General features: G+C 73.4%; 18 protein-coding genes and 1 pseudogene. 8 read left to right on the plus strand and 11 right to left on the minus strand.

The annotated features are described in order from the left end of the window. Positions 1 to 498: 498 nt before the first annotated feature. From ACIRQF_RS29225 to ACIRQF_RS29240, 4 genes are all read right to left on the minus strand, one after another. Positions 499 to 3057 carry a polynucleotide kinase-phosphatase gene (locus ACIRQF_RS29225; protein WP_404096412.1) on the minus strand — a complete coding sequence of 853 codons (2559 nt, stop codon included), beginning with the start codon at positions 3055 to 3057 and terminating at the stop codon, positions 499 to 501. Continuing rightward, on the minus strand, positions 3054 to 4691 hold the full coding sequence (locus tag ACIRQF_RS29230; protein WP_404096415.1) for a 3' terminal RNA ribose 2'-O-methyltransferase Hen1: 1638 nt from the start codon (positions 4689 to 4691) through the stop codon (positions 3054 to 3056). Before ACIRQF_RS29230 ends, ACIRQF_RS29225 begins: the two co-directional genes overlap by 4 nt. 143 nt (positions 4692 to 4834) lie before the next feature. Then, entirely contained in the window at positions 4835 to 5737 is a 903-nt protein-coding gene (mmuM, locus tag ACIRQF_RS29235; protein ID WP_404096417.1) for a homocysteine S-methyltransferase, read from the minus strand. Between the two features lie 4 nt (positions 5738 to 5741). After that, entirely contained in the window at positions 5742 to 6665 is a 924-nt protein-coding gene (locus ACIRQF_RS29240) for an LLM class F420-dependent oxidoreductase (RefSeq protein ID WP_404096420.1), read from the minus strand. A gap of 249 nt (positions 6666 to 6914) precedes the next feature. Here ACIRQF_RS29240 and ACIRQF_RS29245 point away from each other — a divergent pair, with 249 nt between their 5' ends. Further along, a complete protein-coding gene (locus ACIRQF_RS29245) occupies positions 6915 to 7205 on the plus strand; it encodes a hypothetical protein (protein WP_404096423.1) in 291 nt (96 codons plus the stop codon). A 310-nt stretch (positions 7206 to 7515) separates the two neighbouring features. Here ACIRQF_RS29245 and ACIRQF_RS29250 read toward each other — a convergent pair whose 3' ends face one another. The 7 genes and pseudogenes from ACIRQF_RS29250 to ACIRQF_RS29280 all read right to left on the minus strand — a co-directional run bounded on the left by ACIRQF_RS29250 (position 7516) and on the right by ACIRQF_RS29280 (position 13645). Further along, a complete protein-coding gene (locus ACIRQF_RS29250; RefSeq protein ID WP_376628811.1) occupies positions 7516 to 8022 on the minus strand; it encodes a DUF6099 family protein in 507 nt (168 codons plus the stop codon). 126 nt (positions 8023 to 8148) lie between these two features. After that, positions 8149 to 8532, minus strand: a complete 384-nt coding sequence (locus ACIRQF_RS29255; protein WP_389750570.1) for a nucleotide pyrophosphohydrolase — start codon at positions 8530 to 8532, stop codon at positions 8149 to 8151. Next, positions 8519 to 9955 carry an ATP-binding protein gene (locus ACIRQF_RS29260; protein ID WP_404096427.1) on the minus strand — a complete coding sequence of 479 codons (1437 nt, stop codon included), beginning with the start codon at positions 9953 to 9955 and terminating at the stop codon, positions 8519 to 8521. The genes ACIRQF_RS29255 and ACIRQF_RS29260 overlap by 14 nt, the downstream gene beginning before the upstream one ends. 55 nt (positions 9956 to 10010) lie before the next feature. Next, entirely contained in the window at positions 10011 to 10433 is a 423-nt protein-coding gene (locus ACIRQF_RS29265; RefSeq protein WP_376628805.1) for a cell division protein SepF, read from the minus strand. Between the two features lie 233 nt (positions 10434 to 10666). Next, positions 10667 to 10988 (minus strand): annotated as a pseudogene (locus ACIRQF_RS29270) (hypothetical protein); the annotation flags it as partial. Positions 10989 to 11088: 100 nt separating this feature from the next. Next, positions 11089 to 12279, minus strand: coding sequence for an amino acid deaminase/aldolase (locus ACIRQF_RS29275; RefSeq protein WP_404096430.1), 1191 nt, complete (start codon positions 12277 to 12279; stop codon positions 11089 to 11091). Positions 12280 to 12328: 49 nt separating this feature from the next. After that, complete coding sequence (locus ACIRQF_RS29280; protein ID WP_404096433.1) at positions 12329 to 13645, minus strand: D-arabinono-1,4-lactone oxidase; 1317 nt, start codon at positions 13643 to 13645, stop codon at positions 12329 to 12331. A 184-nt stretch (positions 13646 to 13829) separates the two neighbouring features. Between ACIRQF_RS29280 and ACIRQF_RS29285 the strand changes: the two genes are divergently transcribed. From ACIRQF_RS29285 to ACIRQF_RS29315, 7 genes are all read left to right on the plus strand, one after another. After that, positions 13830 to 14777, plus strand: a complete 948-nt coding sequence (locus tag ACIRQF_RS29285; RefSeq protein ID WP_404096436.1) for a LysR substrate-binding domain-containing protein — start codon at positions 13830 to 13832, stop codon at positions 14775 to 14777. Between the two features lie 344 nt (positions 14778 to 15121). Next, positions 15122 to 15397 carry an isoamylase early set domain-containing protein gene (locus tag ACIRQF_RS29290; RefSeq protein WP_376628799.1) on the plus strand — a complete coding sequence of 92 codons (276 nt, stop codon included), beginning with the start codon at positions 15122 to 15124 and terminating at the stop codon, positions 15395 to 15397. 571 nt (positions 15398 to 15968) lie between these two features. Next, a complete protein-coding gene (locus tag ACIRQF_RS29295; RefSeq protein ID WP_376628797.1) occupies positions 15969 to 16445 on the plus strand; it encodes a hemerythrin domain-containing protein in 477 nt (158 codons plus the stop codon). Then, positions 16442 to 16879 carry a hypothetical protein gene (locus ACIRQF_RS29300; RefSeq protein ID WP_404096440.1) on the plus strand — a complete coding sequence of 146 codons (438 nt, stop codon included), beginning with the start codon at positions 16442 to 16444 and terminating at the stop codon, positions 16877 to 16879. The genes ACIRQF_RS29295 and ACIRQF_RS29300 overlap by 4 nt, the downstream gene beginning before the upstream one ends. 82 nt (positions 16880 to 16961) lie before the next feature. Continuing rightward, positions 16962 to 17666 (plus strand): DUF6766 family protein, encoded by a 705-nt coding sequence (locus ACIRQF_RS29305; RefSeq protein ID WP_404096442.1) that lies wholly within the window; start codon positions 16962 to 16964, stop codon positions 17664 to 17666. Positions 17667 to 17870: 204 nt separating this feature from the next. Further along, on the plus strand, positions 17871 to 20378 hold the full coding sequence (locus ACIRQF_RS29310; protein WP_404096445.1) for a molybdopterin oxidoreductase family protein: 2508 nt from the start codon (positions 17871 to 17873) through the stop codon (positions 20376 to 20378). Beyond that, on the plus strand, positions 20375 to 20866 hold the full coding sequence (locus tag ACIRQF_RS29315) for a hypothetical protein (RefSeq protein WP_404096447.1): 492 nt from the start codon (positions 20375 to 20377) through the stop codon (positions 20864 to 20866). The genes ACIRQF_RS29310 and ACIRQF_RS29315 overlap by 4 nt, the downstream gene beginning before the upstream one ends. Positions 20867 to 20926 lie beyond the last annotated feature (60 nt).

Genomic DNA, 20926 nt, shown 5'->3' on the forward strand with positions numbered 1-20926 from the left:
CGCTCCGTCACTCCGTGGGGTGAAGAACGCTAGGGGCTCACGAAGAATCACGTCAACGCGGGTGGTGCAGACACGAGGGGCGCAAGGGAGCGCTGTTTTCAGCCCCCTTGCGCCCCCTGTGCCCAGCCTGTGACCACCCGCACACCCGCCCGCAACCTGCCGGTTCCCCTGCCGGCCACCACCGCGCCCCCAGCGCGAACGCGGCGCGAACGCGTCCCGGGGCGGGGGGCGGGGGCCCGGGGTGCGGGGGCCCGGGGTGCGGGGGCCCGGGGTGCGGGCCCGGGGGGCGGGGTGCGGGCCCGGGGGGCGGGGTGCGGGCCCGGGCGCGCGGTGCGGGCCCGGGGCGCGGGGTGGGGCGCCCCGCGATGCGGGGCACGACACGATGCGGGGCGCGACACGACACGGGGCCACCCCCGACCGTGGAACGCCCCGCCGCGCCTCGGACCCGCGGGCCGGCGCCAGCGGGTCTCACCGTCCCGCGAGGCCGCCGGCGCCGCCTCACAGCCGTGGGTCCACCGGCTCCGACTCCAGCGCGAGGACCGCGAAGACGGCCTCGTGGACCCGCCACAGCGGCTCCCCCTCGGCCAGCCGGTCGAGCGCCTCCAGCCCGAGCGCGTACTCCCGCAGTGCCAGCGAGCGCTTGTGGCCGAGGAAGCGGTTGCGCAGCCTCTCCAGGTTGTCCGGGCGGGTGTACTCGGGGCCGTAAATGATCCGCAGGTACTCCCGGCCGCGCACCTTCACGCCCGGCTGCACCACGCGCCCGTCCGTGCCCCTGGCCACCGACGCGAGCGGCTTGACGACCATGCCCTCGCCGCCCGCCGCCGTCATTTCGAGCCACCAGTCGACACCGGCCGCCACGGACTTCTCGTCGGCCGGGTCGACCACGAGCCGTCGCGTGACCTGGACCAGCCCGGTCGGATCGTGCTCGACCAGACGGTCGAGCCAGGCCAGTTGCTCGTCGTGCGGTACGGCGGCCAGCGAGCGCCCGCGCGCCGCGAGCACCTGGAACGGCGCGAACCGCACGCCCTCCAGGCCCTCGGTCGGCCAGCAGTAACGCCGGTAGGCGTCCGTGAACGCGACCGCGTCCGAGGCCCGCTCGCGCTGCCGGCCCAGAAGCTCGTCGAGCCCGGACACACCGCGCGCGACGGCCTGTTCGAGCGCCCCGAGGGCGCCCGGGAAGACAGCCCGCGAGGCCGCGCCGACAGCGGCGTACTGGGAGCGCAGCAGACCGGCCGACTTCAGCGACCACGGCATCAGCTCGCCGTCGAGCAGCAGCCAGTCCGTGTCGAGCTCCTCCCAGAGCCCGGCGGCGCCGATCGCCGCCCGCAGGCGTGCGAGCACCTGCTCGGTGGTCTCCCGGTCGTCGAAGAACGGGCGCCCGGTCCGGGTGTGCAGCGCACCGGTCACCCCGTCCGCCGCGGCCACGCCGAACCGTTCCGCCGCCACGTCCGCGTCCCTGCAGACGAGGGCGACGGCCCGCGACCCCATGTGCTTCTCCTCGCACACGACCCGCCCGACCCCGTCCGCCGCGTACTGCGCGAACGCCTCGGCCGGGTGCTCCAGGAACCCCTCCTCCTTCGACGTCGCGGTCGGCGCCATCGTCGGCGGCAGGTAGGCGAGCAGCCGCGGGTCGACGGCGAAGCGGCTCATGACCTCCAGCGCGGCGGCGGCGTTCTCCTCGCGCACCGCCACGTTGCCCGCGAGCCTCGTCTCCACGATCCGCCGGCCGTGCACGTCGGCGAGGTCGAGCGGCCGGCCCTGGTGCCCGCCGGGCGCCTCGGGCGCGAGCGGCCGGGCCGGCTCGTACCAGACCCGCTCCGCCGGCACGTCGACGAGCTCGCGCTCCGGCCAGCGCAGCGCGGTCATCCTGCCGCCGAACACCGCGCCGGTGTCGAGACAGATGGTGTTGTTGATCCAGGACGTGTTCGGCACGGGGGTGTGCCCGTAGACGACGGTCGCGCGGCCCCGGTAGTCCTCGGCCCACGGGTAGCGCACCGGCAGCCCGAACTCGTCGGTCTCGCCGGTGGTCTCGCCGTAGAGCGCGTGCGAGCGCACCCGGCCGGAGGTGCGGCCGTGGTACTTCTCCGGCAGACCGGCGTGACAGACGACCAGCTTGCCCTCGTCGAGGACGTAATGGCTGACGAGCCCGTCGATGAACCGCGCGACCTCGGCGCGGAACTCCTCCGGCTCGCGGCCCAGCTGCTCGATGGTCTCGGCGAGGCCGTGGGTCTCCTGGACCTTGCGGCCGTGCAGCCAGCGCCCCAGCTTGTTCTCGTGGTTTCCGGGCACGCACAGCGCGTCCCCGGCGGCCACCATGCCCATCACACGGCGCAGCACGCCCGGGCTGTCGGGACCGCGGTCGACGAGATCACCGACGAAGACGGCGGTCCGGCCGTCCGGGTGGTGCCCGTCGACGTAGCCGAGCTTCGCGAGCAGGGTCTCCAGCTCGGAGCGGCAGCCGTGGATGTCACCGATGATGTCGAAGGGGCCGGTGAGGTGACGCAGGTCGTTGAAGCGCTTTTCCAGCACGACCTCGGCCGCCTCCACCTCCTCCGTACTGCGCAGGACGTGCACCTTGCGGAAGCCCTCGCGCTCCAGCCCCTTCAGCGAGCGCCGCAGCTCGCGGCGGTGCCGCTGGATGACGTGCCGGGGCAGGTGGGCCCGGTCGGGGCGGGCGGCGTTGCGTGCCGCGCACACCTCCTCGGGCAGGTCGAGGACGATCGCGATCGGCAGCACGTCGTACTCGCGGGCGAGCTTCACCAGCTGCCGCCGCGCCTCGCTCTGCACGCTGGTGGCGTCGACGACGGTCAGCCGTCCGGCCGCGAGCCGCTTGCCCGCGATGTAATGGAGGACGTCGAAGGCGTCCTTGCTGGCGCTCTGGTCGTTCTCGTCGTCGGCGACGAGCCCTCGGCAGAAGTCCGAGGAGACGATCTCGGTCGGCTTGAAGTGGCGCCGCGCGAACGTCGACTTGCCGGAGCCGGTGGCGCCGATCAGGACCACGAGGGAGAGATCGGTGACGGGCAGCGTGCGGCGCTGGGTCCCGGTGGTGTCGGTCATGCCGCGTCCTCCTTCGTGCTCCGGCCGGTCTCGGGGCTCTGCTCGTAATGCGCGCTCCGGTCGCGCTGCGCACTCCGCCTGGTGGGCGCCTGCGCGCTCTGGTCGTTCGGGGTGCTCCGGCCGGTGTCCACGCTCTGGTTGTCCGGGGTGCTCCGGCCGGTGTCCGCGCTCCGGCCGCCGGTGTGCGCACCCTGTTCGACACGGGTGAAGACGGCCATCTGCGTGGGCGGGCCGACCTCGGGGTCATCGGCCCCGACGGCCACGAACTCGACACCGTATCCATGGCGTTCGGCGACGCTCCCGGCCCACGCCCGGAACTCCTCCCGGGTCCACTCGAAGCGGTGGTCGCTGTGCCGGACGTGCCCGGCCGGCAGCGACTCCCAGCGCACGTTGTACTCGACGTTCGGCGTCGTCACCACGACCGTCCGCGGCCGGGCGGAGCCGAACACCGCGTACTCGAGCGCGGGCAGCCGCGGCAGGTCGAGGTGCTCGATGACCTCGCTGAGCACGGCCGCGTCATAACCGGTCAGACGCTTGTCGGTGTACGTGAGGGAGCCCTGGAGCAGCTTCACGCGGGCCGCCTGCCGCTCACCCATGCGCTCCAGGCGCAGCCTGCGCGCGGCCACGGTCAGGGCACGAGCCGACACGTCGACGCCGACGATCTCGGTGAACCGCACGTCCTTGAGCAGGGCCTGCACCAACTGCCCCTGGCCGCAGCCGAGATCGAGCACACGAGCCGCGTCGGCGGCACGCAGCGCACCGAGAATCGCCTCGCGGCGCTGTTCGGCCAGTGGCACCGGCCGGTCCTCGGTGTCCTTCGTCTCGTCGACCGCGTTGTCGACGTCCTCGACGTCCAGTCCGTCGGCCTCGGCGAGCCGCACCAGTTCCAGACGCTCGGTCGCCTCCCTGGTCAGCCCCCAGCGACGCGAGAGGTAGCGGCTGGTGATCAGCTGCCGGTCCGGGTGATCGGCGAGCCAGCCGTCACCGGCGCGCAGCAGCTTGTCGACCTCGTCCGGGGCGACCCAGTAGTGCTTGGCGTCATCGAGCACGGGAAGCAGCACATACAGCTGGTTGAGGGCGTCGGCGAGCCGCAGTTCGCCCTCCAGGACGAGCCGCACGTAGCGCGAGTCGCCCCACTCGGGGAACTCCGGGTCGAGCACGACCGGCTCCGCCTCGACGGCGGCCCAGCCGAGCGGCCCGAACAGCCGGGCCACGAGCCCTGCACCGCCCCGCGCGGGCAGCGCAGGGACCTCGATCCGCAACGGCATCGGCGTGGCGGCCCGCTCCGGCAGCGCCGCGCACGCACCGTGCAGGGCGCTCTTGAACACCTTGGCGAGCGCGACGGCGAGCAGCGAGGAGGCCGCGTAGGGGCGGTCGTTCACGTACTGCGCGAGCGCCGCGTCGGGCGCTCCGCCCCGGCCCTTGCCCTTCCCGCGCCGCACGAGCGCCACGGGGTCCACCTCGAGCAGCAGTGCAGCCGTGCACCGCTCCGCGCTCGCCTCGGGGTAGAGGACGTGCGCGGTGCCGTGAGAGGTCGAGAACGACTGCGCCTTCTCGGGATGCTTGTGCAGCAGAAAGCCGAGATCGGTCGCGGGCCGCTCATGGGTACCGGTGGTACTGATCGTCAGGAACACCCCTCCGAGTATGGCCACCCCCGCCCCACCCGACCAGGCATTTTCCCAGCAGCCTGCCCCCCGGGGGCCCTCCCCCGCCCCGCCCCCACCCCGCCCCCTCCCCCGCCCCCCTCCTCCCCTCCTCCTGCTATCCCTCCCCCTCCTCACCCCTCCAGCGTCGTGGCCAGGTCCTCGATCGCGGCAGGGCCGACGCGGCAGCAGCCACCGATGAGCCGGGCGCCGGCCGTTCGCCACGTGGTGGTCGTGGCCGGGGCGAAGGAGGCTCCGCCGTGCCAGGAGCGGGCCGTGGCGTCCCAGTGCTCGCCGCTGTTGGGGTAGACGACGACCGGCTTGCCGGTCACCGCGGCGGCGATCTCCGCCGCGGGCCCGACGTCGGCGGGATCGCAGCAGTTCACGCCCACCGCCACGACCTGGTCGACGCCCGCCGCGAGCCCGAAGGCGTCCTCCAGGCGCTGACCGGCCCGGGTGAGCCGGCCGTCGATCGTGTACGAGAGCCAGACCGGCACACCGCACCCGTCGACGGCCCGCAGCAGGGCCTCGGCCTCGTCGGCGTCGGGCACCGTCTCCAGGGCCAGGACGTCGGGCCCGGCCGCCGCGAGGACCTCGACCCTGGGCCGGTGGAACCGCTCCAGGTCCGTCACCGAGAGGCCGTACCGGCCGCGGTACTCGCTGCCGTCCGCGAGCATCGCCCCGTACGGCCCGACCGAGGCGGCGACCCAGATCTCGCGCTCCGACCGCTCCCCCGCCGCCCGGGCGAGCTCCACGCTCCGGCTCAGGAGCCGCGCCGCCTCCTCGTGGCCGGTCCCGCGCCGGGCGAAGCCCTCGAAGGTGGCCTGGTAGCTGGACGTGATCAGCACCTGGGCCCCGGCCCGCGCGTACGCCGCGTGGGCCGCCTCGATCTGCTCCGGCGCGTCGGCGAGCAGCCGCGCGGACCAGAGCGCGTCGGAGAGGTCGCAGCCCTGCGCCTCCAGCTGGTTGGAGAGCCCGCCGTCGAGGACGAGCACGTCCTCGGCGAGGGCGGCGGCGAGCGAACGGTCGGGTTTCATCGGGTCACCCCAGCTGCGTCTGAACCTGTGCGGAGATCAGCTCCAGGTGGTCCAGATCGTCCAGGTCGAGGACCTGGAGGTAGATCCGGGTGGAGCCGAGGGCACCGTACCTGCCGATCTTGTCGACCACCTCGGCGGGTGAACCCGCCAGGCCGTTCGCCTTGAGCTCGTCCACGTCCCGACCGATCGCGGCGGCCCTGCGGGCGACCTCCGCGTCGTCCCGGCCGACGCAGACCACGAGCGCGTTGGAGTACACCAGCGCGTCGGCCGACCGCCCGGCCTCCGCCGCCGCGGCCCGCACCCGGGCGAACTGCCGCTCGGTGTCCTCCAGCGACGCGAACGGGATGTTGAACTCGTCCGCGAAGCGCGCCGCCAGCCGGGGCGTCCGGCTCGCGCCGTGGCCGCCGATCAGGACCGGGATCCTCGCCTGGGCCGGCTTCGGCAGCGCCGGCGAGTCGGCCAGCTGGTAATGCCTCCCGTCATACGAGAACGTCTTGCCCACCTCGGTGCCCCACAGCCCGGTGACGATCTCCAGTTGCTCCTCGAGGCGCCCGAACTTCTCCTTCGGGAACGGGATCCCGTACGCCCGGTGCTCCTCCTCGAACCAGCCCGCACCGAGTCCGAGCTCGATCCGCCCGCCCGACATCCGGTCGACCTGCGCCACCTGGATGGCCAGGACGCCGGGGAGCCGGAAGGTGCCGGCGGTCATCAGGGTGCCGAGCCGGATGCGCTTGGTCTCGCGGGCCAGACCCGCCAGGGTGATCCAGGCGTCCGTCGGGCCGGGCAGGCCGTCGGCCGAGCCCATGCTCAGGTAGTGGTCGGACCGAAAGAAGGCGTCGAAGCCGAGCTCCTCGGTGGCCCTGGCGACCTTGAGCAGGGTGTCGTAGTCGGCCCCTTGCTGGGGTTCCGTGAAGATTCGAAGATCCATACCTCCCATCCTGCACCCCCGGGCGCACGTCAACCTTTTCGTCACCGGATGATCTCCACCGGCTCGGTCGGGTGAATATCCCTCCCTCGGGCGGGCGGCGTCCCACCAGGGCAGTGACCGGGGCCGGGGAGCCGTCGTTGGCTCGGGCGGAGCCGGACCGCCCGGCCCGCGCGCCGGCGGCCGCTGCCGGTGCGTCGCTCTCTTGTGGTCCTTCCCTCGCCGGAGGGCCCCCGGGCCGAGGAGGCCGCCATGTCCCAGGACGCCGCACCGGAGCTGCCCGTGTCGTCGGTGCCACCCGCGCCGCCGTCGGTGTCGGTGCCCGAGCAGCAGGACGGTGGCGCCCCGAAGGGCCTGCTGCAGCAGATGGAGGAACTGATGGCGGCCCTCACCGCCGACCTCTCGCAACTCGACGCCGACCTCCAGTCCTCGGGCGACCGTCAGGCCTCCGCTCCCGACCGCCCCGGCGCCGGCACTGGCACTGGCGCCGGCACTGGCACTGGCACTGGCACTGGCACTGGCACTGGCACTGGCACCGTCTGACGGGTGACGGGCCCCGGGCAGCCGCCCGCTCGCCCCATGCCCGGACGCCAGGCCCCCGGCACTCCACTCACCGGCGGACCACCCGAGCCGATCCGCCACCGGCCACGCGGCACCCGGCACCGTCACGCGGCACCCGACGCCCGCCACCGGTCATCCGTCATCCGGCACCCGGCACCCGGCACCCGGATGCGACGCCCAGCCCGCCCCGGCCAGCAGCCGACCGCGCCGCAGCATCCGCACCCGCAGCCGCCCGCCGCCGCACCGTCCATCCACGCACCCGGACGTCCACGCACGGACGTCCACGCACCCCTCAGTCCGACCGCCCCGACGGACCCGCCCTGCCCCGGGCCGGGTCGGGCGGGCGGGCGCGTTCTCGGTCGCGGTCGCGGGCCGCGAGGCGGCGGAGCATGGCGCGGACCCGGTCGCCCGCCTCGTCGGCGGCGTCGATGGCTTCGATGCACTGCCAGTACAGCCCCTCCTCATCGGTCGCGCAGGCCACGCCGACGAGGGCGATGCCCACTTCGCCGAGAAGCGCTCCGAGCGCGGTCAGCGCCGCGCGCGCCTCCGACACGCCCGTGAGCTGCGCGGCACGCAGCCCCGTGCGCACGGCGGGGTGGTCGGCCAGGCCGCGCCCGCCACCTATCTCGCCCAGGCCCCGCGCCTCGCTCCGCAGCTCCAGTGGGCCGCAGAGCGCGAGATGACTTCCTATCGCCTGCGCCAGGGCCTGTGCCTGCCAGGCCTCCGCCACGATGTCCAACGCCGTGCGGCTCTCGGTCAGCGCGTGCCGACCGGTCGCGATGAGTCGCTCCGCTTCCATCAACGCCGCCCCCGTTCTTGTGACTTACCGCTCACTCATTCCATTACCCAGCGTGAGGCCCGCTGAGCCCAAACACCAGGGGAATTCGGAAATCTGTGGACAGGAAGCTCGATGGGGAAAACTCGATCACTCCGAAGAGTGACGATCAGCGTCCTCGGCCGGCGTCGCGGGCTCCGCGGGCCCGCCTCGCCGGGCCGGGAAGCGGAGTTCGTTGCGGTCGATCTTCGCCGAGAGAGCCGCGAGCGGGTCGATCCCCGACACCTCGCAGAACTGGAGCAGATAGGCCAGGACGTCCGCGACCTCGTCGGTGACCCGGTGCGCCGTGTCCGGGTCCGCCATCACCCGCCCGGCCTCCTCCGGCGTCAACCACTGGAAGATTTCTAGGAGTTCGGCCGCCTCGACGCTCAGCGCGGCGGCCAGGTTCTTGGGCGTGTGGTACGGCTGCCACTCCCTGGCCGCGGCGAAGTCGGCGAGGCGGCGCTGCAGGCCCGCCACATCATGTTCTGTCACGTCCCAGGTCTACCACCGCCACCCCGGTCGCATTCGGCACGTCCGCCGGGCCGGCGCCTGCCCATCCGTCCTCCCCCGCCGGTACGTCCTCCCCCGCCGGTACGTCCTCCCCTACGGTCGCCACGAGCCTCATGTGGCCGCCGGCGCCGATCTCCCCCGCCAGCTCCAGCAGCGCGCGCACCTGCCGGGCGTCGAGCCCGCGGTCCAGGCCGTCGGTGAGGACGGTGAGCGTCTGCATGGCCTGGGGGACCTCGGCGACCGGATCCATCGCGAGCACCCCCGGCCCGGTCAGCAGGACGAGCCCGAGGGCGAGGTAGCGCAGTTCGCCGTCGCCGAGCCGGCCCAGCGGGGTCGGCGTACGTCCGGGGCGTTCGAGTACGGCCTGGACCGTGCCGCGCTCCGCCGACTCCCGTAATCCGAGCGCCGTGACCGGCCCCACGCAGCCCGCCCCCGCGAAGGCCGCCAGACGCGCGTGCCGTCGCGGGCACTCGTGGGCCGTGCGGTGCAGCACCTCGGCGAGGTTGCGGCAGTCGCGTCGCAGCCGCCCCTCGCCCACCGGCACCTCCGCCCGCATGCGCCGCGGCTGCGGATCGCAGGCGAACACCGACCGCAGCCCCACCACCACCTGCTCCGCGGCGGCCAGGACGTCCCGCTGTCCCGGGGTCTTCCCCGCGACGCGCAGGGGGAGCAGCGCCGTACCGAGCAGATCGTCGGGGAACGGTGCCCGGGTGACGGGCGTGCTGCCCGCCGTGTGCCACTCGGCCTGAACGGTGCCGCGGCCGGGGTCCCGGAGCGCGGTGGCAAGGAGGGTGCGGCCGTCCTGTCCGGTGAGGCGTTCGCCGACGATCCTGAGGGTCGGTTCGGCCTGTACGGCCACGTCGAGGTGAACGGGGCCGGCCGGGCCGTCGACCGTGCAGCCGATCCGGAACCCACGCCTCCCCTGGGCGTCGGGCCGCGCCGATTCCGGTACGCGGTCGACCGCGTCCGGCAGCGCCTCCGCGAGGCCCGCCCCCGCCCCGAGCGCCGCCAGCACCTCGTAGGCGCGCAGCACGGTGGACTTGCCGCTGCCGCTCGGACCCCTGACCAGGGTCACGGGCCCGAGCGGCAGGACGGTTCCGCGATGTGCTCCGAAGGCGGAGAGCCGCAGCTCCGTGACGGCGGGCCGGACGAACGCCCCACCCGCTCCTCCCGCGGAAGCGAACGCGCGCGCGGAACCGGAACCGGAACCGGGTGTGGACGCGGACCCGCGCGGGGATGCGGACGCACGTGCGGGGACAGGGGCAGGTACGGGGACAGGGGCAGGGACGGGTCCGCGGGCGCGCCCCTGCGCGGGGACGTGCGTCCGCTCGGGCGCCGGTCCGGCCAGAGGGCCGGCCGACGGGCGGTGCGTACGGTCGGGGGCGGTGCCGCCGGTGGTGGTCATGATCGGACGGTACGCAGCCGCCCGGACGCGGAACCGTTACGTCTGAAGGACCTTCCTACGAACGAGGGACCGCGCCCTCTTCGAGGTTCTCCGCGTTCTCGTCTTCGGCGCCCTCCACCTCGGTACCGGCCGGGGCCAGCAGGAACACGTTGCGGTCGACACGGTGCATGCCGCTGCCGAGTCCGAAGACGACACCGCTGCTGAAGTCGAGGATGCGCTTGGCGACCTCGGTGTCGGCGCTCGTGAGGTCGAGGAGCACGGGGATCTGGGCGATGAGGTACTCGGCGACCTCGCGGGCGTCGGCGAAGACCTGGACCCGCAGCACGACCATGCGGCGCTGCTCGGCGGTCTCGTACTGCTCGGGGAACGCGCGATGGTCCACTCTGGACGGCCATTCGTCACGGCCTCGCAGGGGAACGACCTGGGCCAGACCCTCCCACTGCTCGTCGGTGACGTCGTACCTCTCGTACCTACTCATGCACCCATCCTCCCGTTACTCACCCGTTCGGCCCAACACCGACACGAACCGACTGCGAAGGCCTCGAAGCCTCGAAGCCGTCCGGCAGCCCTCGAACCGGCGTCGGCGGCTTCCGAAACCCCGTCAACAGCTCTCGAAACGCCGTCAACAGCCCTCCGAACGGCGTCAGCGGCCGCCGACGAGCGTCGAAGGCCGTCGCTGCGGACCGTTCTCCCGGCGTTCGACCGCACGCCCTATGATCTCCCGCCGGTACGACGCCGGACGGACACCTGACGCTCCGTGGGGGAACCATCGTGAACGGACCGGATGACCGCCTCGCCGCGGCCACGCTCAACAGTGAGCAGCGCGGCGGGGACGGTGCGCATGGCGAGCAGGGTGAGCCCCTTGAGGGCGATCTCGTGCGTGCTCGTGGTGATGGGCGATGCGCCGCCACAGGCGGGTCGCCAGGGAGCCGGCGTAGGTAAGGCCCGGGCCGGTGGTGGCGCCCAGCAGTACGGCCAGGACCGCGCCGGGTCCGGAGGGCGCGGCCGGCGTGACGAGGGCGGGAACTGAGGGCGGGGACTGAGGGCGGGAACCGACCGGCGCCTCCACCAGGCGCACCGGTCACCCCGGTCACCCCGGTCGCGCCGCCCCGACCGCGCCGCGCCGACCGCGCCTAAAGCAGGGCTTGCCCCTCGCCCCGGTAGGTGGGCAGCTCGGCGGTGATGCGGTCGCCGTCCACGAGGTGGAGGACGTTGACGCGCTCGCACAGCTCGCCCGCCTTGGTGTGCCGGAACCAGACGCGGTCACCGACGGAGAGGCGCGCGGCGCCGGGACCGGTGAGCGGGGTCTGGACCTCGCCCGCGCCTTCGAGGCGGGTGAGCCGCAGACCGGGCGGCTCGACCGGGGTGGGGAGCCGGTCGCGGCCGGCGGCGCCCGAGGCGGGCCAGCCGCCGCCGAGGACGGTCGCGCGGGCGGCCGAGGGGCGGCGCACGACGGACTGGACGAAGAAGGCGGCGGGCCAGGGGCGGAAGGCGCGGTAGGTGTCGAAGAGGGTCGGGCCGTAGAGGCCCGAGCCCGCGCCGAGTTCCGTCACGACGGGCTCGGCGGCCGTGGACTCCAGGCTGCCGGTTCCGCCGCCGTTGACGAACTCCAGCGGAGCCACCTGCCGTACGGCCGCGATCGCGGCCTCGCGCCGGGACCGCAGCTCGCGCCGGGACACGCCCTGAAGGGCCCGGATGGCGGCCCGGCGCAGGAACGGTCCGGGAGCGTCGTCGCCGACGCCGGCGATCTGCGCCTCGTACGCCATCACCCCGACCAGCCGCAGTCCGGGGCGCTCGACCACGGCCCGCGCGAGGGACCGGGCCTGCTCGGGGCTGTGCAGCGGCGAGCGGTGGGTGCCGAAGTGGAGTCTGCCGCCGAGCGACTTGAGCGAGGCGTCGAGGTCGAGGCAGACCCGCAGCGGGCGGCCACCGGCGGCGGCGGCCGCGGCGATCAGGTCCAGGTGCTCCGGGCAGTCGGCCATCACGGTCACCCGGGAGGCACGCCGGGGATCCTCCGCGAGGCGGCGCAGGGCGGAGTCGTCGGCGGTCGGATAGCCGACGAGGATGTCGTCGAACTCCTCGGCCAGCCAGAGGGCTTCCGGCAGGGTGAAGGCGAGGATCCCCTGGAAGCCGGGCATCGCGAGGACCGAGCGGATGACGGCCCGGCTCCGTACGGACTTGCTGGCGAGCCGGATCGGCTTGCCGCCGGCGCGGCGCCGCATGGACGCGGCGTTGAGCCGCAGGGCCGCCGCGTCCAGCACGGCGAAGGGCGGTCGGAGGTCGCGGGTGGCCCGGTCGAGGGCCGTGAAGTCGGGCATGGTCATCGGTCGGCACCTGTCGGGTCGGAGACGGGGAGCGGGCCGGGCGCCCCGGTCACGACCGCCCTGCCGGAGCGGGGCCGAGGACCCGGGCGACGTAGTCGTTGGTGAACGTCCCCTCGGGGTCGAGGCGGGCGCGGACGGCCTGGAAGTCCTGCCAGCCCGGGTAGCGCGGGGCCAGCGTGGCGGCGGTCTGGAAGTGGCGCTTGCCCCAGTGGGGGCGCCCCTCGTACTCGTCCATGATCGCCTCGACGCCGCGGAAGAAGGCCTCGTACTCGGCCCCGGCGACCTGGTGGACGGCGACGTAGGCGGTGTCGCGGCCGTGGGCGGTGGAGAGGAAGGCGTCGTCGGGCGCGGTGAAGCGGAGCTCGATCGGGAACAGCACCGGCAGCCGCCGGTCGACGATCAGGGCCCTCACCCGCTCCAGGGCCTCGGCGGCGTGGGCGCGCGGGATCGCGTACTCCATCTCCGTGAACCGGACCCGGCGCCGGTGCGCGTAGACCCGGTGGCTGTCGTCGAGTTGCTCGTACCGGCCGAGCACGCCGGCGACGGCGCGGGCGATGCCGGGCACGGCACCCGGGAGCAGGCGGCCGAGTCGGCAGGCGGCACCGAGCCCGGCGTTGGGGAGCGCGTCGTCGTTCCACCACGCGGTGAGGCGGCCGGGAGGCGCCGCGGGGCGGTCGGTGCGCTGCGAGGAGTAGGTGAGGACCTTGTCGGTGTGCGGCAGGGCGAGGAGTTCGAAGTGGTCGTGGGCGGCGACGAGTCGGTCCAGGTCGGCCAGGACGGCGGCCGCCGGGCGTACCTCGTCGATCCGGTGGATGCGGAAGGCGGGGACGCAGCGCAGCGTGTAGTGCGAGATCACGCCCAGCGCCCCGAGCGAGACACGGGCCGCGCGCCAGGCGTCGGGGGCGCTCGCCTCGTCGATCGTGAGGACCTCGCCGGTGGCGGTGACCAGTCGGCAGCCGATGACGTTGGCGGACAGGTTGCGGAAGCGTTCGCCGGTGCCGTGGGTGGCGGTGGCCAGTGCCCCGGCGAGGGACTGGGTGTCGATGTCGCCCTGGTTCTCCAGCGCGAGGCCGTGCCCGTGCAGCTCGGCCGTCAGGCGGTGCAGCTTGATGCCGGCCTCGACGGTCACCAGACCGCTCGCCGTGTCGACGTCGAGGACGCGCTGCATGCCGGTCTGGTCGACCATGACGCCGTCGGTGAGGCAGGCGGCGGTGAAGGAGTGCCCGCTGCCGACGGGCCGCACCCGCAGACCGTCCCGGACCGCGCGGGCGACCGCGTCGCTGAGCTGCTCCTCGTTCGCGGGCCGCTCGACGCGGGCGGGGGTGCAGGTCTGCTGGCGGGCCCAGTTGCGCCACTTCTCGGCCACTGCGGGCTCCTTCAGGGATCGGGGCGGTCATGGCCGCCGCAGAGGTGAGGCGGTGGGGACAGGACGGTGGAGAAGGACGGTGGAGAAGTGCGTCGCCGTATCGTCGCCGTACCGCCAGCCAACGTAGAGGCGCGGCGTTACCCAGGGAAACAACGAGTTGGGCCCGCACCTACAATCAGCGGTTGTGGATGTGGCGACGCAGAAGCTGCGCAATTTCGTCGTGGTGGCCGAGGAGCTGAACTTCAGCCGCGCGGCCGGCCGCCTCTTCGTCACGCAGCAGGCGCTGAGCAAGCAGCTCCGCGACCTCGAGGACGCGGTCGGCGTACGTCTCCTCGACCGCACCACCCGCAGCATGGCGCTGACTCCGGCCGGCGAGGCGTTCCTGGCCTCGGCACGGGAGTCGCTGGCCGCGCTGGACGCGGGGGTCGCCGCGGCGCGCAGCGCGGACCGGGGCGGGTCGGGCACGGTCCGCCTGGGCTTCCTCACGGGCGGCGCGCTGGAGTTGACCACGCCGATCCTGGCGGCGTTCGCGGCACGGCATCCGGACATCCGGCTGGAGCTGCGCGAGACGGCCTTCGACGACCCGTCCGCCGGACTGGCGGACGGATCCTCCGACGTCGCGATCGTCCGGCTCCCTCTGTCCGTGCCGGGCCTCGACTCGCTGACGCTGTTCGTGGAACCCCTGGTCGTCGGACTGCCGCCGCAGCACCGCCTGGCCGGCCGGAGCACCCTCACGGCCGAGGACGTCCTCGACGAGCCGCTGGCCATCGGCCGCACCACCGACGCGGTGTGGCGGGCCTACTGGACCCTGGACGCCCAGCGCGGCGGCCGTCCGCCCGCGTCCGTACGCGAGACGTCCTCGCACACCGAGGAAATGCAGCTGGTCGCCGCCGGCCTGGCCTGCACGATCACCATCGCCGGCGCCGAGCGCCACACCCCGCTCGCCGGCGTGCGCTACGTCCCCCTGACGGGAGTCCCCGGCTCGACGGTGGCCGTCGCCTGGAGCCGCGACCACCGCACCACGGGCGTGGACCATTTCGTGACCGTCGCGCGAGAGGTCCGCGACCGGGAACGGGCGATCGTCCGGGCCATCGAGCGGCCGCCGTCAGCGGGCCGGGGCGCGGGGGCGTAGGCCGCAGCCCCCTCGCAGCCCGCACCTACGGGGCGAGCACCCGTCAGGTCGGGCGCGGGAGCGTAGGCCGCAGCCCCCTCGCAGCCCGCACGTACGGGGCGAGCACGCGTCAGGTCGGGCGCGGGGGCGTAGGCCGCAGCCCCTCGCGGCCCGCACGTACGGGGCGAGCACCCGGCAGGTCCGGGGCAAGGCCTCCCACGGGTCGCAGCCAACCCCGGCATGTACGCTCTTCGGCCCAGTACGAGACCACGGAAGGCGACCTCTCCTGGCGTGTCCGGCGCTCGCCGCGCGCCGCCGGACGGAGGATGACCGGCGACGATCCGCCTCTGCCGCCAGGAGACTCCGTGCTGGAACGCAAGAAGCTCAAGGACCGCACCCAGGTCACATTCGTCCTGCCCGCCGATACGCCCCCCGGGCCGGTCAGCGTGGTCGGTGACTTCAACGACTGGCGGCCCGGCGCCCACACCCTGGTGCCCCGCAAGGACGGCACGCGCGCGGTCACCGTCGCCCTGCCCGGCAAGAGCGTGCACTCCTTCCGCTACCTGGCCGCAGGCGACTACTGGTTCGACGAGGACCACGCCGACGGCCACGACGGGACCAACAGCCGCCTGCACACCTGAGTCCCCGCGCGTGGGCGGGCACCCGAGTGCCCGCCCACGTCGTGAAGGTCCTCGGAGCCGCCAGGACCGGGCCCCGTGCACGGCCGGAGAACCGGCCCGGGGCGCACCGGTCACCGTCCGAGCCGACGCCGACTCCGACTCCGACTCCGACTCCGACTCCGACGAGATCATGCGCCCGATGCCGACCACCCGGTAGGGCGCCTGCCCGTCATCGGCGGCCACCGGCGCGTCGCCACCGGAAGGCCTGGCGTCGCGGAGTGGAAGCACCGCGCCCGCCGTGTCGCCGAGGACTCCGGCCCCGCACGCCGGACTTCGGAGTGTGCGTCCGTAGGCGGGGTATGCGCCCCGCGTGGATCACTCCGCGCGTATGCCGGCCATCGGTCGCCCGACGAACCGGCGGGTCGCGTCGCCTCGGGAACAGGCGTCCGTGCCGCTGCCCGGCCCCGTGGCGGAGGACGGCTCCGTATGGCCCGCTCGGGCGACATCGGCCCGGCCGCGCGGCGAAGACCGCTCCCCCAGGGCAGGGAAACCTGCGCTTCCATCCCGTAATCGGCACTCCCGGAGGACATCCATGGACGCCATCGTGCTTCTGCGTGACGACCACAAGACCGTCGAGAAACTGTTCAAGCAGTTCGAGAAGACCGGGGACGAGGACACGGACGAACGCCGGAAGATCGCCGACCAGGTCATCGAGGAGCTGACCGTCCACGCCTGGATCGAGGAGCAGATCTTCTACCCCGCCGCCCGCGAGGCAGCGCCGGACACCACGGACCACATTCTGGAGAGCATCGAGGAGCACCACGCCGTCGTGTGGATGCTGTCCGAGCTCAAGGGCATGGACGCGGCCGACGAACGGTTCAAGGCGAAGATGAGCGTCCTGATGGAGAACGTCCGCCACCACGTCGAGGAAGAAGAGAAGGAATGGTTCCCCGACGTCCGCAAGGCGATGGGACGCAACCGGCTCACCGAACTCGGTGAGCGGCTGGAAGCCGAGAAGCCGAAGGCGCCCCGGGATCCGTTGGCGACTCCCAGCGCCGGCAGCCGATGACACCGGGAGCCGGCTCCCGCCATGCGGCTCCGCGGGCGGCCGGTGCCCTGGCCCTGGCGGGGCTGCTCGCGGTACTCCTGACGGGCTGCGGAGCGTCCGCGACACGTGTGGACGGTGCCCGGGACGCCGGCCGCGCCTTCGAGCAGGCGCTCGCGTCGCGGGACTACCGGGCAGCGTGCGGCCTACTGGCCCCCGAGACCCGCGCGGCGCTGCAGGAGGACGAGAAGCAGGCGTGCGCGAAAGCGCTGGAGGGGCAGGACCTGCCGGTGGCGGGGGCGGTGAACGGCGCCGAGGTCTACGGGCGCCAGGCTCTGGTCCACGCCGGCGGCGAGACGCTGTTCCTGTCGCAGTTCACCGGCGGATGGCGGGTCGTCGCGGCAGGCTGCACACCGCAGGAGGACAAGCCCTACCAGTGCGCCGTGAAGGGCGGATGAGCATGCGCGGACTCTTCATTGCCTGCCTCGTCGTGATCGTGGGCGGGCTCGGCTACTTCATCGCGATCGGAGCGATGGACCGATGAGCGGAAGCCGGCGGGGGAGCCAGGAGCACGGGAACTTCTGGAGGGACAACAGCCTCACGCTCGCCTTCGGCACGGCGTTCCTGCTGGTGCTGCTCGGTCAGGCGTTGGCGGGCCACGCCGACTTCAACGGCCAGCTCACCGACAACGGTCTCCAGCGCATGAGTCTGGGCGAGTACATGACGTCCTCGGACTTCGCCGTGGACGTCACGGAGAACTGGCAGTCGGAGTTCCTGCAGTTCTTCCTGTTCATCTTCGGCACCGTCTGGCTCGTCCAGCGGGGCTCACCCGAATCGAAGGAGCTCCACAAGATCGGTTCGGAGTCCGACCGCGAGCAGCGCCTGGGCGATCACGCCGGGAAGGACTCACCGCGCTGGGCCGGCACGAAGGACTGGCGGCAACTGGTGTACTCGCGCTCGCTGGGCCTCGTCATGGGCGGTCTGTTCGTCCTGTCCTGGCTGGCCCAGTCCATCGCGGGAGTGGCCGCCTACGACGAGCAGCAGCTACGAGAGCTCCAGGACCCCATCGGCTGGGGCGCCTACCTGGTCGCACCGGACTTCTGGAGCCGGACCCTGCAGAACTGGCAGTCGGAACTCCTGGCCGTGGCCGCCATGGTCATCCTGTCCGTCTACCTGCGCCAGCGGGGATCGCCCGAGTCCAAGCCGGTCGGCGCCGCCCACACCTCCACCGGCGTCGAAGGATGAGGCCATGAATGTCCGGCCGGCCGAGGTGTCGGTCCCCCGGTGGCCCACGGCGCAGCCCCGGGGGCGTTCGGCCGGGCCGGGTCCGTCCCACGGGTGACCACGGCCCGGCCCGGAATGGAAGCGGAGCCCGCGAGAAGAAGGTCTCCGGGTACGGATGAGCGGACGGCGTGGCGGGCGCCGCCGCGGAGGTCGTCGGGAGGCGGCATGGGCAACCGGGTGGACCGGATCGCGGAGCCTTGGGGCGGCCGTACGCCGTACGGACGGCACCAGCAGTGGCCCGCGCGCCAGGACACGTACCTGGCCGGGGGTGTGAGCCCGGACGACGTCGAACAGTGGGTGCAGACCGCGTCGATCCTTCACTCGGACGGCGACGCCATGGACATCGCCGTGCGGGACGGCGCCATGGTCGGCGTACGCGGCCGGGTGGTGGACCGGGTCAACCGCGGCCGGCTCGGCCCCAAGGACGCGTTCGGCTGGCAGGCCAACGCCTCGCCCGATCGGCTCACCCGACCCCTGGTCCGCGAGGGCGGGCGGCTGGTCGAGACGGACTGGGAGACCGCGATGGACCTGGTCGTCTCCCGCTCCCGCGCACTGCTGGAGAACCGCGGTCCCGGCTCGATCGGCTTCTACACGACCGGCCAGCTGTTCCTGGAGGAGTACTACACGCTCGCCGTGCTGGCCCGGGCCGGCATCGGTACGAACCACCTGGACGGCAACACGCGGCTGTGCACCGCCACCGCGGCCGAGGCGCTCAAGGAGTCCTTCGGCTGTGACGGACAGCCCGGCAGCTACGACGACATCGACCACGCCGACGTCATCGCCCTGTTCGGCCACAACATCGCCGAGACCCAGCCCGTGCAGTGGATGCGCATCCTCGACCGGCTCGAGGGCACCGATCCGCCGCGCCTGGTCTGCGTGGACCCCCGCCCTACCCAGGTGGCCCGCCGGGCCGCGGTCCACCTCGCGCCGCGCGGCGGAACGAACGTGGCCCTGTTCAACGCGCTCCTGCACGAGATCGTCCGCACCGGCCGCGTGGACCACGCCTACGTCGAGGCCCACACCGTGGGTTTCGACGAGCTGGCGAGGAGGGTCGCACCCTGCACGCCCGAGTGGGCCGCCGACATCTGCGACGTGCCCGCGGCGAGGATCAGGGAGGCGGCCGAGCTGCTCGGCACGGCCGACAGGCTCCTGTCCACGGTCCTCCAGGGCGTCTACCAGTCCCACCAGGCCACGGCCGCCGCCGTGCAGATCAACAACCTGCACCTCATCCGGGGCATGCTGGGCCGGCCGGGAGCCGGCGTGCTCCAGATGAACGGGCAGCCCACCGCCCAGAACACCCGTGAGTGCGGCGCCAACGGCGATCTGCCCGGCTTCCGCAACTGGGAGAACGACGCCCATGTGGCCGACCTGGCGAAGGTGTGGAACGTAGATCCGAAGACGATCCCGCACTACGCCCCGCCCACCCACGCCCTGCAGATGTTCCGCTACGCCGAGCAGGGCTCCCTGCGGATGCTCTGGATCAGCGGCACCAACCCCGCCGTGTCCCTCCCCGAGCTGTCCCGCATCCGCTCGATCCTGACCCAGGAACGGCTCTTCACCGTCGTCCAGGACCTCTACCTCACCGAGACCGCGCAGCTCGCCGACGTCGTCCTGCCCGCGGCGACCTGGGGCGAGAAGACCGGCACCTTCACCAACGCCGACCGCACCGTCCACCTGTCGGACAAGGCCGTGGAGCCGCCCGGCGAGGCCAGACCGGACCTCGACATCTTCCTCGACTACGCCCGACGCATGGACTTCCGCGACAAGGACGGCGGCCCGCTGGTCACCTGGCACGATCCGGAGTCGGCTTTCGAGGCGTGGAAACGCTGCAGCGCCGGCCGGCCCTGCGACTACACCGGCCTGTCCTACGGAAAGCTGAGCGGCGGCAGCGGCATCCAGTGGCCGTGCAACGCGCAGGCCCCGGAGGGCACCGACCGGTTGTACGGCGACGGCATCGCCTGGGCCCACCCCGACACCTGCGAGACGTACGGCAAGGACCTCCTCACCGGCGCCTCCGTCCCGGCGGTCGAATACCGGTCGCTCAACCCGGACGGCAAGGCCGTGATCAGGGCCGCAGAGTACCTGCCACCGCGCGAGGCGCCCGACGGTGACCGCCCGTTCCAGCTGACGACCGGCCGCACCCTCTACCACTTCCACACCCGCACCAAGACCGGCCGCACACCGCAGCTCAACGCCGCGGCACCCGAGGTCTGGGTGGAGATGTGCGCCTCCGACGCGGCCGCCCACGGCCTCGGCGAAGGCGACCTGGTCGAGGTCAGCAGCCCGCGCGGCTCCCTGGAAGGACGCCTGCGCATCACCGGCATCCGGCCCGGGCTGCTGTTCGTCCCCTTCCACTACGGCTACTGGGACACGCCCTCCGGCTCCGGCCCGGACGCCGTCACCCCGGGCAGGGCAGCCAACGAGACCACCGTCACCGACTGGGACCCGGTCTCGAAACAACCCCTGTTCAAGACCTCCACCGCGGCTGTCACCCTCGTGGAGAAGGCGGACGGCCGGCCTTCCGCGGCACCCACCACCACCGCGTCCGCGCCCGCGCCCGCGTCCGCGTCCGCGCCCGCGTCCGCGGTGCCCGCCACTGAGGGCGGCCCCACGGCCCAGGTCCTCGAAGTCCTGGAACCGGACGCCGACAACCCCCTGGGAGGCGCACGGTGAACGGCATCACCCTCACGCTCCGCGCCCTGCACCACGGCGAGCGCGGCCTGGCGAAGCGACTGGCCGCCGCGGCGGAACGCCACCGCACCGAGCACGAGGTCCACCACGTGGCCCAGGACCTCGTCCTCTGGTCGGACGACCACTGCCGGCGCGTGGCGGAGACGGGCCGTCACTACGGCCTGGACCTCGACGGGCCGCCCGAGAAGTCCGCTCCCGGCCTGGTGACGGCGCTCCGGGAAAAGACGGCCGAGGCCGTCGGCCACCGGCCCGAACCCGGCCTGCTCCTGCTGCACGACCTGCGGGAGCTCCACCTCGCCGCGGCCGGAAACTCCCTGTACTGGGAGATGCTGGCGCAGGCCGGGCAGGCCGCGAAGGACGACCGTCTGGTCGAGCTGGCCTCCTTCTGCCACCCGCGCACGCTCCGTCAGATGCGCTGGACCAACACCATGATCAAAACCCTGTCACCGCAGATCCTGACGAGCGTGTGACACCACGCCCCCGGCGTGCCGGGGCCTGAATCCCGGGGCGAAGCGCCCCGCAGGCAGGGC

Origin of the sequence: Streptomyces sp. NPDC101191 (genome assembly GCF_044767915.1) — a bacterium.
Classification (GTDB): domain Bacteria; phylum Actinomycetota; class Actinomycetes; order Streptomycetales; family Streptomycetaceae; genus Streptomyces.